Genomic DNA, 11,881 nt, shown 5'->3' on the forward strand with positions numbered 1-11,881 from the left:
TCTGCCTGATTCATTTCTGATCCTCGCGGTCCGACAATAGGGGCCGCAGCTTTTCGTCAATCGCCTCACGTGCCCGGAAGATACGCGAACGCACCGTACCGATCGGGCAGCCCATCGCCTCGGCGATTTCATCGTAACTGAGACCATCCACTTCACGCAGGGTGATGGCTGTCCGCAGTTCTTCGGGCAGGGCTTGGACAGTGGAAAACACCGATTGTTCAATTTCCTGGCGCATCAGCTCGCGCTCGGGCGTGGCGCTGTCGTGCATGCGCTCGGCGCCCGCCGCCATGAACTCGGCATCGTCCGCGTCGATATCCCCCGCCGGGGGACGCCGCCCCATTGCCACCAGGTGGTTCTTGGCCGTGTTCACCGCGATCTTGTATAGCCAGGTATAGAACGCGCTGTCGCCGCGGAACGAGCCGATCGCCCGCCAGGCGCGGATAAAGGATTCCTGGGCGATGTCCTCGCATTCGGCATGGCTTCTCACGTAGCGTGAAATGAGCCCGATCAGCTTGTGCTGGTACTTGAGCACCAGCAGGTCGAAAGCGCGCCTGTCCCCACCCTGGACACGCTCGACCAGCGCACGATCCAGTTCATTTTCGCCCATCCGGGCCATATCCATCGTCAATGCCGTCATCCGCTGCGGAAGCTTGTTTTGAACTGAACGCGGGCGATCAGACCGCAGCCGGGCGCCGGAGTTCAGGATGCTTGAGATATCGCTCCAACCATAACGCACGGCCGGTTGGCTGGTTGTCATGCCACCCGCGCCCGGCCCCGTCGCGTATCCGTCCTGTCATGGGGTCGCCGCGGCCTGGCTCAAGCCGGCATGGTCTCGCGTACGTCGAGCAGCCGCTGTCGTTCGGCCAGCAACTTGTCGAAACTGACCGGCTGCAGCGGCCGGCAGAAAAGGTACCCCTGCAACTCGTCGCAATGGTGGGTCCGCAGGAATTGCATGTGCTGCTCGATCTCCACCCCTTCGGCCACCACCGCCCGCTTCAGGCGGTGAGCCATCTCGATGGTGGCGCGGACAATCGCCTCGTCGTCCGGATCCACGCCGATATTGCGCACGAAACTCTGGTCGATCTTGATCCGGTCCGCCGGCAACCGGCGCAGATAATCCAGCGAGGCCGCGCCGGTACCGAAATCGTCGATCGCGATGTGGCAGCCCAGCCGGTGCATCGCGTTCAGATTTTCCACCAGGTTCGGGGCGGCCTTGATGCTGATGCTTTCGGTGATTTCCATCTCCAGCAGGGTCGGATCGAGCCCGGTATCGCGCAGGACCGAGGCCACGGTCTCCAGCAAGTTCGGTTCCATCAACTGCACCGCGGAGAGGTTCACGCCCAGGCGCAGGCGCAATCCGTAGCGTTGCTCCCATTCCTTGGCCTGACGACAGGCGGTGCGCATCACCCATTCGCCGATCGAGACGATCAGGCCGGTCTCCTCGGCCAGTGGAATGAACACCGCCGGGCTGATCAGGCCGAGCTCGGGATGCTCCCAGCGCACCAGCGCCTCCATCCCCACGATGTCCTCGGTTTCGGTATTGACCTGGGGCTGGTAGACCACCCGCAGCTCGCCGTTGCCCTCGGCATGACGCAAACGGGATTTCAGCGCCATGCCGTGTTCCTTGGCGTATTCCGGGCTGACCTCGTACATCTGGAAGTTGTTGCGACCGTGATGCTTGGCCGAATACATCGCCTCGTCGGCATGCTTGAGCAGGGTTTGCGCGTCGCCGGCATCGTCCGGAAAGAAGCTCAGGCCCATGGATGCGGTGACCTGCAATTCCGTGCCGTCATCGAGGCACAGCGGCGTTTCCATCACCTGCACGATTTTCTCGGCCACGCGCAGCACATCGTCGTTCTTCACGATATGTCGCAAGACAATGGTGAACTCGTCGCCGGCATAGCGCGCCACCGTATCCGAGGCGCGGATGCTGCTGCACAGTCGCTGCGTGACCACGCGCAGCACCTGGTCCCCGGCGTCATGGCCATAGGTGTCGTTGATCGCCTTGAATCGGTCGAGATCGACGAACAGCACGGCAAAGCATTCGCCGTTGCGGGTAGCCTCGCGGATGATCGTGTCCAGCCGGTCGTTGAACAGCAGGCGATTCGGCAACCCGGTCAGTGCATCCACCAGGCCCTCGGCGCGTCCCTGTTCCCGCGTGCGGCCCAATTCGAGCACCTGCGCAAAGCGGGCGGCGGCACAACGCAGCACCGGCTCGATGATGCCCACCTCGCCGAAGCCCTTGCGGGTGCCCGCCAGCATCGCGCCAATGATCGTATGGCGTTCGTCGTACAGCGGCAGCCCGGCAAATCCCGCCAGCTCGAGCTGCTGCAGCAGGGGATCCACCGCCGCCAATCGCTTGGCATCGGTCCGATAAAACAGTTTCTTGCCACCCAGCACCAGTTGCAGGGAACTCTGCAACTGCGCCGGTGGCCATGCCGGGTCGTCGCCGCTCCACAGCTGCAGCATCTGCAGCGGGGCATCGGCGCCGTCGTGGCGGGCCGACCAGACGGCCAGGTAATCCAGCCCCAGTTCGTCGAACAACAGGCGGCCCGCGGCAATCTGTGCATCGACGCCGCTGGTCGAGGCGAAGATGCGCGACAGCAACGTGAGGGCCGCCTCGGCGCGCAGGTCGGCGCGATCGCTGCGAAACATCAGGGCCAGCGCGTCGTTCCCCGCATGGCGTATGCGTCGCACGCTGGCCTGGCCGACGTCGGCGCCCTGGGCCGATTTGCGCTGGCAGGGGTACCAGCTGCGGTTGGCATCGGCCAGCACCTGGGTGATCGAAATCCCCTCGAACCGCAGTACCTGCGCCAATGGCTGCCCCTCCCACTGGCTGGCATGCAGGCGACTGTGCCGGACCACGGTCGGGCTGACCTCCAGCAAGCGGTTCGTCTGGGCGTCGACGATCAGCCACTCGCTGTCGGCCTCCTCGAAAACATAGTGGTAATCGCCCGGCTCATGACCGGCTTCTGCGGGCCCCGGCTTGGGCTGGCCCGCATGGCTCCTTTGCGCCCGCCGCCACCGCGCCACCAGCTCGGTGTCGATCTGTGCAGTGGAAAGCCAGTCGGCAATCCCGCTCGGCAGCTCGGCAGGATTGAGGGTGGCGCCCTCGGCCAGGACCGCGATCAGCGGCGTATCCGCCCCGCCAGGCAGTCGCCGCAACTGTTCGAGACAGCTTTGCGCCTGCCGCTCGTCGCCGGACAACACCATCACCATCAACTGCAGGGGCGGATGCGGCGGACGCCCTTCCAGCAGAATGGCCGCGTGCGCCACATCGCGCGCACTGTGGATCTGCGGATAGCCCGCCTGATCGAGTGCATCGAACAGGCGGCGGCGCAATTCGCGCTCTGCCGCGACCACCAGGATGCCGGAATTCATGGGCGATTCCACCTCAAACCAGCCAACGGCCATCGCGCAGGCGCAGGCGCCGCGGTTGACTGTCCTCGCTGCACAGGCGCACCGCCAGCTCACCCAGATGATCGGCCAGTGCCACCGGCACATCGATCAGCACGACGCGACGCAGGTGCTGCTTGGGCGGGCGGGCCAGCTGGCGCAGCAGGGTCGCATCCATCGCCGATAACGGCAATTCCAGCCCGAGCAGAAAATAGACACCGAAATGCATGCTCTGCTGCATGTATCGCAGGGCGTTGCCCAGCCGCTGGCAGTCCGGCACGCGCACTTGCGCATCGCGCAGGCTGCCCAGGCCGGTATCGGGCTGCCACAGGTACATCGCCTGCCCGGTATGCCGGGCGATGGCACGAAACTGATCGATCAGGGCGTGCACATCCTTGCTGTCCAGCACCACCAGTCCGCTGGGCGCAGCCACGATCCGATCGAAGATCTCGGCACCCGCTTGCGGTGGAACGGAGGCCATTGCGGAAGTCATTGGGTCCCCGTCCTGCAGCGTCGGTACGCCTGCGATGGTGAAATCAGCCAGCCAACCATTGACTGCGCGGTCTGTCGGGCACTGCCCGGGTATTGCCTGACCCATTGGAACACGGCGAGTCTATTCCTTGTTGGGTACTGGGGAGCGCACGCGTCGGCGCTGATGCCGCACCGGACGAGCCCGGCAGGAAGGCTCTTTGCAGCTTGCCGATTTCACACCGGCACCCCCGCCATGGTCAAGCAATCCGGTCACATCTCGCAATCAGGACGACACAACGGTATGGTTCAGGCCTCCTCCACCACGCCTGTATTCCCATGTTCGAAGGATTGCGCTTCAACCACTGGAAGACCAGCGAGGACGACAATGTTGTCACGCTGACTCTCGATCGTGCCAACAGCAGCGTCAATGCGATTTCGCGCGCCGTGCTGGACGAACTGGAGCAGATCGTCGAGCGGCTGGCGATCGACAGGCCGGCCGGGGTGATCATCCACTCGGCCAAACCCTCGGGATTCGCGGTGGGTGCCGACATCAAGGAATTCGTCGAGTACGCCAGACACGACACCGTGCTGGAGAATATCGAACACGGCCAGCGCGTCTACGAGGCGTTGGCGCAGCTGCCCTGCCCCACGGTGGCGGCCATCCACGGCGCCTGCATGGGCGGCGGGACCGAGCTCGTGCTCGCCTGTCGCCAGCGCATTGCCGCTGACGACGACAAGACCCGGATCGCCCTGCCCGAAGTGATGCTGGGCATCCATCCCGGCTGGGGCGGCACCGCGCGCCTGCCGCGCCTGATCGGTGCCACTGAAGCGCTGCCGCTGATGCTCACCGGCAAGTCGCTGTCGGCCAGACGGGCGCTGGGCCTGGGTGTGGTCGATCGCATCGTCGCCCCCGCGGAGTTGCTGGCGGAGGCCCGACTGATGCTTCGCCGGGGCGCGTCGCGCCCGTTCGCACGACGCGTCAGGGCCTGGGCCAGCAACACCTGGCTGGCGCGACAGATGCTTGCCCCGGTCATGCTCAAGCAGACCGCGGCGAAAGTGCGCAAGGAACACTACCCCGCGCCGTTCGCGACGATCGACGTATGGAAACGCGGTGGCTCGAGCATCCGGCAACGCCTGAAGATCGAAGCGCGCTCGGTAGCAAAACTGGCGCGGACACCCACGGCACAGAACCTGATCCGCATCTTCTTCCTGCAGGAACGACTGAAGGGCCAGGGCGCCGGCGTCGATGCGGGCATCCGGCACGTGCATGTGGTGGGTGCCGGCGTGATGGGCGGCGACATCGCGGCCTGGGCGGCCTTCAAGGGCTTCGAGGTGACCCTGCAGGATCGCGAGATGAAATTCATCCAGCCCGCGCTGGATCGTGCCCGCGAGCTGTATGAGAAAAAGCTGAAGACACCGGAGAAGGTCGCGGCCGCCACGGCTCGCCTGCGTGCCGATGTCGAGGGCAACGGGGTCGCGTCGGCGGAACTGGCGATCGAGGCGATCTACGAGAACGCCGATGCCAAACGCGCGTTGTACGGCAAGATCGAGCCGCAATTCGGTGCCGACGAGATTCTCGCCAGCAACACGTCCAGCATCCCACTGGATCAATTGCGCGAAGGCCTCAAGGCGCCACAGCGTTTCCTCGGACTGCATTTTTTCAACCCGGTGGCACAGATGCCGCTGGTCGAGGTGGTCCGTCACGATCAGCTCGACCCCGCCGTGGAGAAACGCGCGCTGGCGTTCTGCAAGGCGATCGGCAAACTGCCAGTGGCAGTCAAGGGCACGCCGGGCTTCCTGGTCAACCGCATCCTGATGCCGTATCTGCTCGAGGCCCTGCGCCTTTACAGCGAGGGCGTGCCCGGCCCGGTGCTGGATCGCGAAGCAAGGAAATTCGGCATGCCGATGGGTCCGATCGAACTGGCCGATACCGTGGGCCTGGACGTCTGCGCGTCGGTCGGCAGGGAGCTCGCACCATTTCTCGGTCTGGAAGTGCCACCAGGGCTGGATGAGAAACTCGATGCCGGCAAGCGCGGCAAGAAGGACGGCCAGGGCTTGTATGTATGGCAGGACGGCAAGCCGCAGAAGCCCGAGGTCGACCAGCATTATGTGACGCCGCCGGACCTGCAGGACCGCATGATCCTGCCGATGGTCAACGAGGCCATCGCCTGCCTGGCTGACGGCGTGGTCGACGACGCCGACCTGCTCGATGCCGGGGTGATTTTCGGCACCGGCTTCGCCCCGTTCCGTGGCGGCCCGATCCAGTACGCGCGCAGTGAAGGCGTGGACAAGCTCAAGGCCCGGCTCGAGCAGCTGGCCCAGCGCCATGGTCCGCGCTTCCTGCCGAAGAACGGCTGGGATCATCCAGCCCTGGCGCAGGATGGACTGGCATTGCCTGGCGTTTCCGCGGACTGATCAGCGGCTCGGGGATCCATGCAAAACGCCCGGCAAGCGCCGGGCGTTTTTTTGGGTAACCGCTCCGGATGCCCGGCCCGGGCCGCGATCACCACATCAGATCGTCCGGTACGCCATCGTCGCCCAGCCCGTCTGCGTGCGGGTCGACCAGCAGCGCCAGCTGGCCCGCGTCGATGGCACGCACCTGTTCGGCAATTTCGCGGCTGACCAGCAGGTACCGACCACTCTGCTGCACCACGCCCAGCTCACCGGCATTGAGCGCGGCCAACTGCGCGGCATCCACATGCACCCGCCGGATCTTGCCGCCATATTCGAAATTGCGCGGCTGATCGGCCTCGGCCTTGTTCAGGACCTTGCCCTCGAGCAGTCGCTGGATCTGCAACTTCCGCTCGCGGCGCAACCGGGCCTGTTCGGCGGCTTCCTGTTCGATCCGCTTGCGTTCGCGCGCCTCGGTCTGGGCGCGCAGCGCATAGGCCTTGGCCAGATCGATGTCCTGCTGGCTCTGACCCGACCCGCGCGAGCCGCGCGATTGCGCGTGTGACGATCCGTCCTTGCCGCCCTTGCCGCCCTTGCCGCCCTGGCGCGCAGGCTTGCCGGATGGCGACGACGCCGGCTTCGCGGGCTCGCGTACGCGCTCCTGTTGAACCTGTTTGACGATGCCGCTCTTGAGCAGTTGATCGCGCAGGGAATCGGCCATGCTGGTGTTCCGTGATCGGTGGAATGGGGTCAGTAATGTGGCGGCGGGGGTTCACTGTGCGGGTCATCGGCCAACGCAGTGCGCATGGACGACAACTCGCCATGCAGGTCGCGCAACGCCCGTTCCAGCGCGGCGATCCGCTGGGACTGCTCGGCATCGGCAGAGGTCAGTGCCTGCACCGTGTCATCGATGAAAGTCAGCTTGACCTCCATCTCGTCGAGCCGCTTTTCCAATGCGTCGTTCGATCCGCTCATCACTGAATCCGCAGACTGCGACCACGGCCGATGCCGTAATAGGCCAACCCCGCCTCTTCCACCGTGGCCGGATCGTACAGGTTGCGCCCGTCGAAGATGGCCGGCTCGGCCAGGGCGGCGCGGATGGCGGAAAAATCCGGGCTCCGGAATGCCTTCCATTCCGTGACGACGGCCAGCACGTCGGCACCCTGCAGGGCGTCTTCAGCGTGCTCGCACAACACGAGGTCGTCGCGCTCGCCATACAGCCGATGGGTCTCCTGTCGCGCCTCGGGGTCAAACGCACGAACCTTGGCGCCGGCACCCCACAACGCCTCCATCAACTCCCGGCTGGAGGCTTCACGCATGTCATCGGTATTCGGCTTGAACGCCAGTCCCCACAGTGCGATCGTCCTGCCCGCCAGCCGACCATCGAAATGGCGCGAAATCAGCTCGAACAACTTGGTCTTCTGCTGCCGGTTGACCGCCTCGACCGCACCGAGCAGGCGCGCCTCGTAGCCATGGTTGTGCGCCGTACGCTCCAGCGCCTGCACGTCCTTGGGGAAACAGGACCCGCCGTAGCCCGCGCCCGGATAGATGAAGTGATAGCCGATCCGGGGATCCGAGCCGATACCCTGGCGCACCAGTTCGACATCGGCACCGACCCGCTCGGCGATATTCGCGATCTCGTTCATGAAGCTGATCTTGGTCGCCAGCATCGCATTGGCGGCGTACTTGGTCAGCTCCGCCGAACGCTCGTCCATCACCACCATCCGCTCGTGATTGCGATTGAATGGCGCATACAGCTTGCGCAACACCGCCACCGCCCGTTCGCTGGAAGCGCCCACGATGATCCGGTCGGGCCGCAGGCAATCTTCCACCGCGGCGCCTTCCTTCAGGAACTCCGGATTGGATACCACGTCGAACTCCACCGCGACCTGGCGACCGGCCAGTTCGCTTGCCACCGCTTCGCGCACACGGTCGGCGGTACCGACCGGCACGGTCGACTTGTTCACCACCACGGCATAGCGATCCAGATGCTGACCGATGCTCCGGGCCACCGCCAGCACATACTTCAGATCCGCGCTGCCGTCTTCATCCGGCGGCGTGCCCACGGCAATGAAAATCAGCTCGCCATGCGCGATGGCCGACGCCGCGTCCGTGGTGAATTCGAGCCGTCCGCCGGCATGATTCCGCCGCACGATCGATTCCAGACCAGGCTCGTAAATGGGAATCTCGCCATGCTTCAGGCGCTCCACCTTGGCCGCGTCGATATCGACGCAGAGCACGTGATTGCCCATTTCCGCCAGGCAGGCACCGGTGACCAGTCCGACATAGCCGGTACCGAAGATCGTGACTTTCATCATCTTTGTGTCGATTCCCTTGAGCGTCAGCCCCGTATTCTAACCGCCCACCGCTTGCAGCACGGCATCTGTCGACCCCCTAAATGCAGAAGGGCGCGAATCGCTTCGCGCCCTTCTGCCAGGTTACGGTCGTGGGACCGCGACTTTGTTGTTACTGACCGCCAGGTGCAGCACCGGCCGGCGTCGGAGCGGTGTTGACCAGGGTCACGTCGAAGATCAGCGTGGCATTCGGCGGCATCGGCGGCTGCGGCTCGGCGCCATAGGCCAGCGAGGACGGAATGAACAGCTTGTAGTGGCCACCGACCCGCATCAGCTCAAGACCTTCGCGGAAGCCCGGAATCACCCCGGCCAGCGGAATCTTGGCCGCACCCGGCGGGTTGTGCTTCGCCGAAGCGTCGAACACCTGGCCATCGATGAAGCTGCCCGTGTAGTTGATCTCGACCGTGTCGTTCGGACCCGGACGCGCGCCCGTGCCCTGGCTGATCACCTGGTACTGCAGGCCCGAGGCCGTGGTCTTCACACCGGCGACGCTCTTGTTCTTGGCCAGAAAAGCCTCGCCCTCGGCCTTGTTCTTGGCAGCGAGCTTGACCATTTCAGCCTGGTACTTTGCCTGCACATGGGTCATGAAGGCTTCGTACACCTGCTTGGCATCGGCATCGCTGACGGTCGACTTCTGACCGGACAGGGCCGCCTGCACACCACGGGCGACGGCGGCGGGATCCAGCTCATCACGCACGATCGGAGGAATGCTCTCGCCCATCTTGTAGTAGCCAAACACATAACTGGCCTTGGCCTTGTCGACCGTGCCGGCGGCGCCCTTCTTGGCGGTCTGGGCATATGCGCCCACCGTCATGCCCAGCGCAACGGCCAGCGCGACCGCGGTCAGCGTGGGACGCAGAAAATGCTTCATTCGAAACTCCCTCGAGTATTGGATATGCCGGCGTTGCCGGCCGGGCCCCCCCAATGGAGGCAGGCCACGCATTGTGCGGTGGTTGTCCGGTCTTGGCAACGATTCAGGGGTCTGACCGTCAGTCCGCATAAAGGTTCACCGTACGACTGACCTGGCCCCGAAAATCAATCGGAACCATCCGCGGAGGGGCCCGGCTTGTTCAGGGTCTCCTTGAGCGCCGCCTGCAGGCGCGCATGCATCTTCACCAGGCCTCGCCACAGCACGACTGCCAGTACCACGCCCACCACCAGCAGCGACAGCGCGATGCCGCGCGGCGGCAGGATGGCCGAGCCCAGCGCGCTGACCAGAAGGGCCAGCACCAGCAGGGTCGCCAGCGGAATGGTCCGTGCCAGCACGTTGCGGATGGCCCAGGTGTAGGAACCGGCGAACCGCTCGCGTATGCCGATCTCGGCCAGCAGCATGCCCAGCGCCTCGGCCTTGCGATACACCGCGATCAGCATCGGCAACGACAGGAACAATGCAGACGCCCAGATCAGCGTGTGGCGCAGGTCACGACCGATGCCAAGCGTCGAGAACCAGCCCCAGCTGTGCGCATTCACATAGGCCCCCATCACGAACAACGTCACCACCAGCAACACATTGATCGCGATGTGCCACAGCAGGCGCCGAAAGATCGCCGCGATGGCCGCGTTCTCGTTGACGGGCTTGAGGTTTTCCAGCCAGCCGCTGTAACTGGTCGCCAGCAATCGCAGCGAGCGCGGTGTCGCCCGACGCAAGCCGTTGGCCAGTCCATCCGCCGAACGGTTCAGATAGGGCGAAGCGGCCATGCACACGACGGAAACCGCCACCGCAATCGGATAGATGAAATCGCTGATCACGCCCAGTGAAAGCCCCAGCGTGGCGATCACGAACGAGAATTCGCCGATCTGCGCCATGCCCAGACCCGAACGCAGCGACGTGCGCGCATCGTGACCGACGACGAAAATACCCACGCTGCACGCCAGGGTCTTGCCGACAATCACCACCGCGGCGATCAGCAGCGCCGGTACGATGTACTGCAGCAGCATTGCCGGATCGATCTTCAGTCCGATCGCCACGAAAAACAGCGCGGCGAACATGTCGCGCAATGGTTCCACCAGTTTCAGGACCCGTCCCACGCTGCGCGATTCGGCCACCACGGCACCGGCCAGAAAGGCGCCCAACGCCACGCTGAAACCCATCCACACCGCCAGCAGGCTGGCACCGAAACAGATCCCCAGCACACTGACCAGCAAGGTCTCGTCGCGATCGAAGCCGGCCACGTAATCGACCAGTCGCGGCAGCAGCAGCAGGCCCAGGATCATTCCCACGACCACGAACAGGCCCAGGTGACCGATCAGCGTGAACGCCGCTTCCGCCTGCACCGAGCCGCCTATCGCGACAGCAGTCAGCAGGGTGAGCATGACGATCGCCAGCAGGTCCTCGGCCACCAGCAAGCCCACCACCAGCTGGGCAAACGGCTGGTGACGCTGACCGCCCTCGGCCAGCGTACGGGTCGCCACCATGGTCGATGACAACGAGATGATCGCGCCGAGAAACAGCGCGTCCATGCCTTTCCAACCGAGCAGGCCACCGATGCCGACGCCTATCCACAGCATCAAGCCGACCTCGCCCACCGCCACCGCCAGCACGCCGATGCCCACTTCGCGCAGCTTGCGCACACTGAACTCCAGACCCAGCGTGAACATCAGCAGCACCACGCCGAGATTGGAGATGTCGTCGATCGCACGCGGATCATCCACCAGCATGCCGGGTGTATGCGGACCGATCAGCACGCCGGCCAGGATGTAACCCAGCAACACCGGCTGACGCAGACGCTGGAACAGGATCGTGGTGGCACCGGCCACCAGCATCACCACGGCGAGGTCGCGAATGAACCCGATTTCGTGCATCCCCCACCTCATCAGCCATACCAGTCACTGCAGCTTAAACGACCGACGGGCAACAGCATGTTTCGACCGGCGATCGCCGATGCGACTCGCGATCGATTCCATTGCCCGTGAACTGAAAAAAAGCTTGACGGATATCCGGCTCGCACCTATTCTTCTCGGCTTCCAGCGGCGGGGCCATAGCTCAGCTGGGAGAGCGCCTGCATGGCATGCAGGAGGTCGGCGGTTCGATCCCGCCTGGCTCCACCAATTTGAATTGTCCCCATCGTCTAGAGGCCTAGGACATCACCCTTTCACGGTGGCGACCGGGGTTCGAATCCCCGTGGGGACGCCAAGTTGGCTCGCAAAAGCTGGAAAATGCGGAGTGGTAGTTCAGTTGGTTAGAATGCTGGCCTGTCACGCCGGAGGTCGCGGGTTCGAGTCCCGTCCACTCCGCCACTATTCGAACAAGAAGCCCGCCTGGCGGGCTT

Annotated in this window: 9 protein-coding genes and 3 tRNA genes; 4 read left to right on the forward strand and 8 right to left on the reverse strand. The window is 64.5% G+C overall.

Features of this window, described 5'->3' with window-relative positions; genetic code table 11:
• Positions 1-10 precede the first annotated feature (10 nt).
• From rpoE to ACFPPA_RS11020, 3 genes are all read right to left on the reverse strand, one after another.
• On the reverse strand, positions 11-607 hold the full coding sequence (rpoE, locus tag ACFPPA_RS11010) for an RNA polymerase sigma factor RpoE (protein ID WP_377320685.1): 597 nt from the start codon (positions 605-607) through the stop codon (positions 11-13).
• Between the two features lie 209 nt (positions 608-816).
• Positions 817-3,381 (reverse strand): GGDEF/EAL domain-containing response regulator, encoded by a 2,565-nt coding sequence (locus ACFPPA_RS11015; protein WP_377319813.1) that lies wholly within the window; start codon positions 3,379-3,381, stop codon positions 817-819.
• A 13-nt stretch (positions 3,382-3,394) separates the two neighbouring features.
• On the reverse strand, positions 3,395-3,889 hold the full coding sequence (locus ACFPPA_RS11020; protein WP_377319814.1) for a hypothetical protein: 495 nt from the start codon (positions 3,887-3,889) through the stop codon (positions 3,395-3,397).
• A gap of 314 nt (positions 3,890-4,203) precedes the next feature.
• Between ACFPPA_RS11020 and ACFPPA_RS11025 the strand changes: the two genes are divergently transcribed.
• A complete protein-coding gene (locus tag ACFPPA_RS11025) occupies positions 4,204-6,282 on the forward strand; it encodes a 3-hydroxyacyl-CoA dehydrogenase NAD-binding domain-containing protein (RefSeq protein WP_377319815.1) in 2,079 nt (692 codons plus the stop codon).
• Between the two features lie 88 nt (positions 6,283-6,370).
• Here the strand turns inward: ACFPPA_RS11025 and ACFPPA_RS11030 are convergent, their stop codons facing one another.
• From ACFPPA_RS11030 to ACFPPA_RS11050, 5 genes are all read right to left on the reverse strand, one after another.
• Positions 6,371-6,979 carry a DUF2058 domain-containing protein gene (locus tag ACFPPA_RS11030; RefSeq protein ID WP_377319816.1) on the reverse strand — a complete coding sequence of 203 codons (609 nt, stop codon included), beginning with the start codon at positions 6,977-6,979 and terminating at the stop codon, positions 6,371-6,373.
• Between the two features lie 29 nt (positions 6,980-7,008).
• Entirely contained in the window at positions 7,009-7,233 is a 225-nt protein-coding gene (locus ACFPPA_RS11035) for a SlyX family protein (protein WP_377319817.1), read from the reverse strand.
• A complete protein-coding gene (locus tag ACFPPA_RS11040; protein WP_377320687.1) occupies positions 7,233-8,573 on the reverse strand; it encodes a UDP-glucose dehydrogenase family protein in 1,341 nt (446 codons plus the stop codon). The genes ACFPPA_RS11035 and ACFPPA_RS11040 overlap by 1 nt, the downstream gene beginning before the upstream one ends.
• Positions 8,574-8,724: 151 nt before the next feature.
• Positions 8,725-9,483 (reverse strand): FKBP-type peptidyl-prolyl cis-trans isomerase N-terminal domain-containing protein, encoded by a 759-nt coding sequence (locus tag ACFPPA_RS11045; RefSeq protein ID WP_377319818.1) that lies wholly within the window; start codon positions 9,481-9,483, stop codon positions 8,725-8,727.
• Between the two features lie 164 nt (positions 9,484-9,647).
• Positions 9,648-11,414: a cation:proton antiporter gene (locus ACFPPA_RS11050; RefSeq protein WP_377319819.1), complete on the reverse strand. Its 1,767-nt coding sequence runs from the start codon at positions 11,412-11,414 to the stop codon at positions 9,648-9,650.
• Between the two features lie 170 nt (positions 11,415-11,584).
• Between ACFPPA_RS11050 and ACFPPA_RS11055 the strand changes: the two genes are divergently transcribed.
• The 3 genes from ACFPPA_RS11055 (at position 11,585) to ACFPPA_RS11065 (ending at position 11,849) form a co-directional block, all read left to right on the forward strand.
• A tRNA-Ala gene (locus tag ACFPPA_RS11055) sits at positions 11,585-11,660 on the forward strand.
• A gap of 9 nt (positions 11,661-11,669) precedes the next feature.
• Positions 11,670-11,745 (forward strand) — tRNA-Glu (locus tag ACFPPA_RS11060).
• Between the two features lie 27 nt (positions 11,746-11,772).
• Positions 11,773-11,849: transfer RNA gene (locus ACFPPA_RS11065), tRNA-Asp, on the forward strand.
• Positions 11,850-11,881 lie beyond the last annotated feature (32 nt).

This window comes from Rhodanobacter ginsengisoli (assembly GCF_042657065.1).
Taxonomy (GTDB): Bacteria; Pseudomonadota; Gammaproteobacteria; order Xanthomonadales; family Rhodanobacteraceae; genus Rhodanobacter; species Rhodanobacter ginsengisoli.

What these genes read in the sequence shown, in the direction of transcription:
- ACFPPA_RS11030 (WP_377319816.1), bottom strand. Translation starts at nt 6,979, where the DNA reads ATGGCCGATTCCCTGCGCGATCAACTGCTCAAGAGCGGCATCGTCAAA.
- ACFPPA_RS11015 (WP_377319813.1), bottom strand. Translation starts at nt 3,381, where the DNA reads ATGAATTCCGGCATCCTGGTGGTCGCGGCAGAGCGCGAATTGCGCCGC.
- ACFPPA_RS11040 (WP_377320687.1), bottom strand. Translation starts at nt 8,573, where the DNA reads ATGAAAGTCACGATCTTCGGTACCGGCTATGTCGGACTGGTCACCGGT.
- ACFPPA_RS11050 (WP_377319819.1), bottom strand. Translation starts at nt 11,414, where the DNA reads ATGCACGAAATCGGGTTCATTCGCGACCTCGCCGTGGTGATGCTGGTG.
- ACFPPA_RS11035 (WP_377319817.1), bottom strand. Translation starts at nt 7,233, where the DNA reads ATGAGCGGATCGAACGACGCATTGGAAAAGCGGCTCGACGAGATGGAG.
- ACFPPA_RS11020 (WP_377319814.1), bottom strand. Translation starts at nt 3,889, where the DNA reads ATGACTTCCGCAATGGCCTCCGTTCCACCGCAAGCGGGTGCCGAGATC.
- ACFPPA_RS11045 (WP_377319818.1), bottom strand. Translation starts at nt 9,483, where the DNA reads ATGAAGCATTTTCTGCGTCCCACGCTGACCGCGGTCGCGCTGGCCGTT.
- ACFPPA_RS11025 (WP_377319815.1), top strand. Translation starts at nt 4,204, where the DNA reads ATGTTCGAAGGATTGCGCTTCAACCACTGGAAGACCAGCGAGGACGAC.
- rpoE (WP_377320685.1), bottom strand. Translation starts at nt 607, where the DNA reads ATGGGCGAAAATGAACTGGATCGTGCGCTGGTCGAGCGTGTCCAGGGT.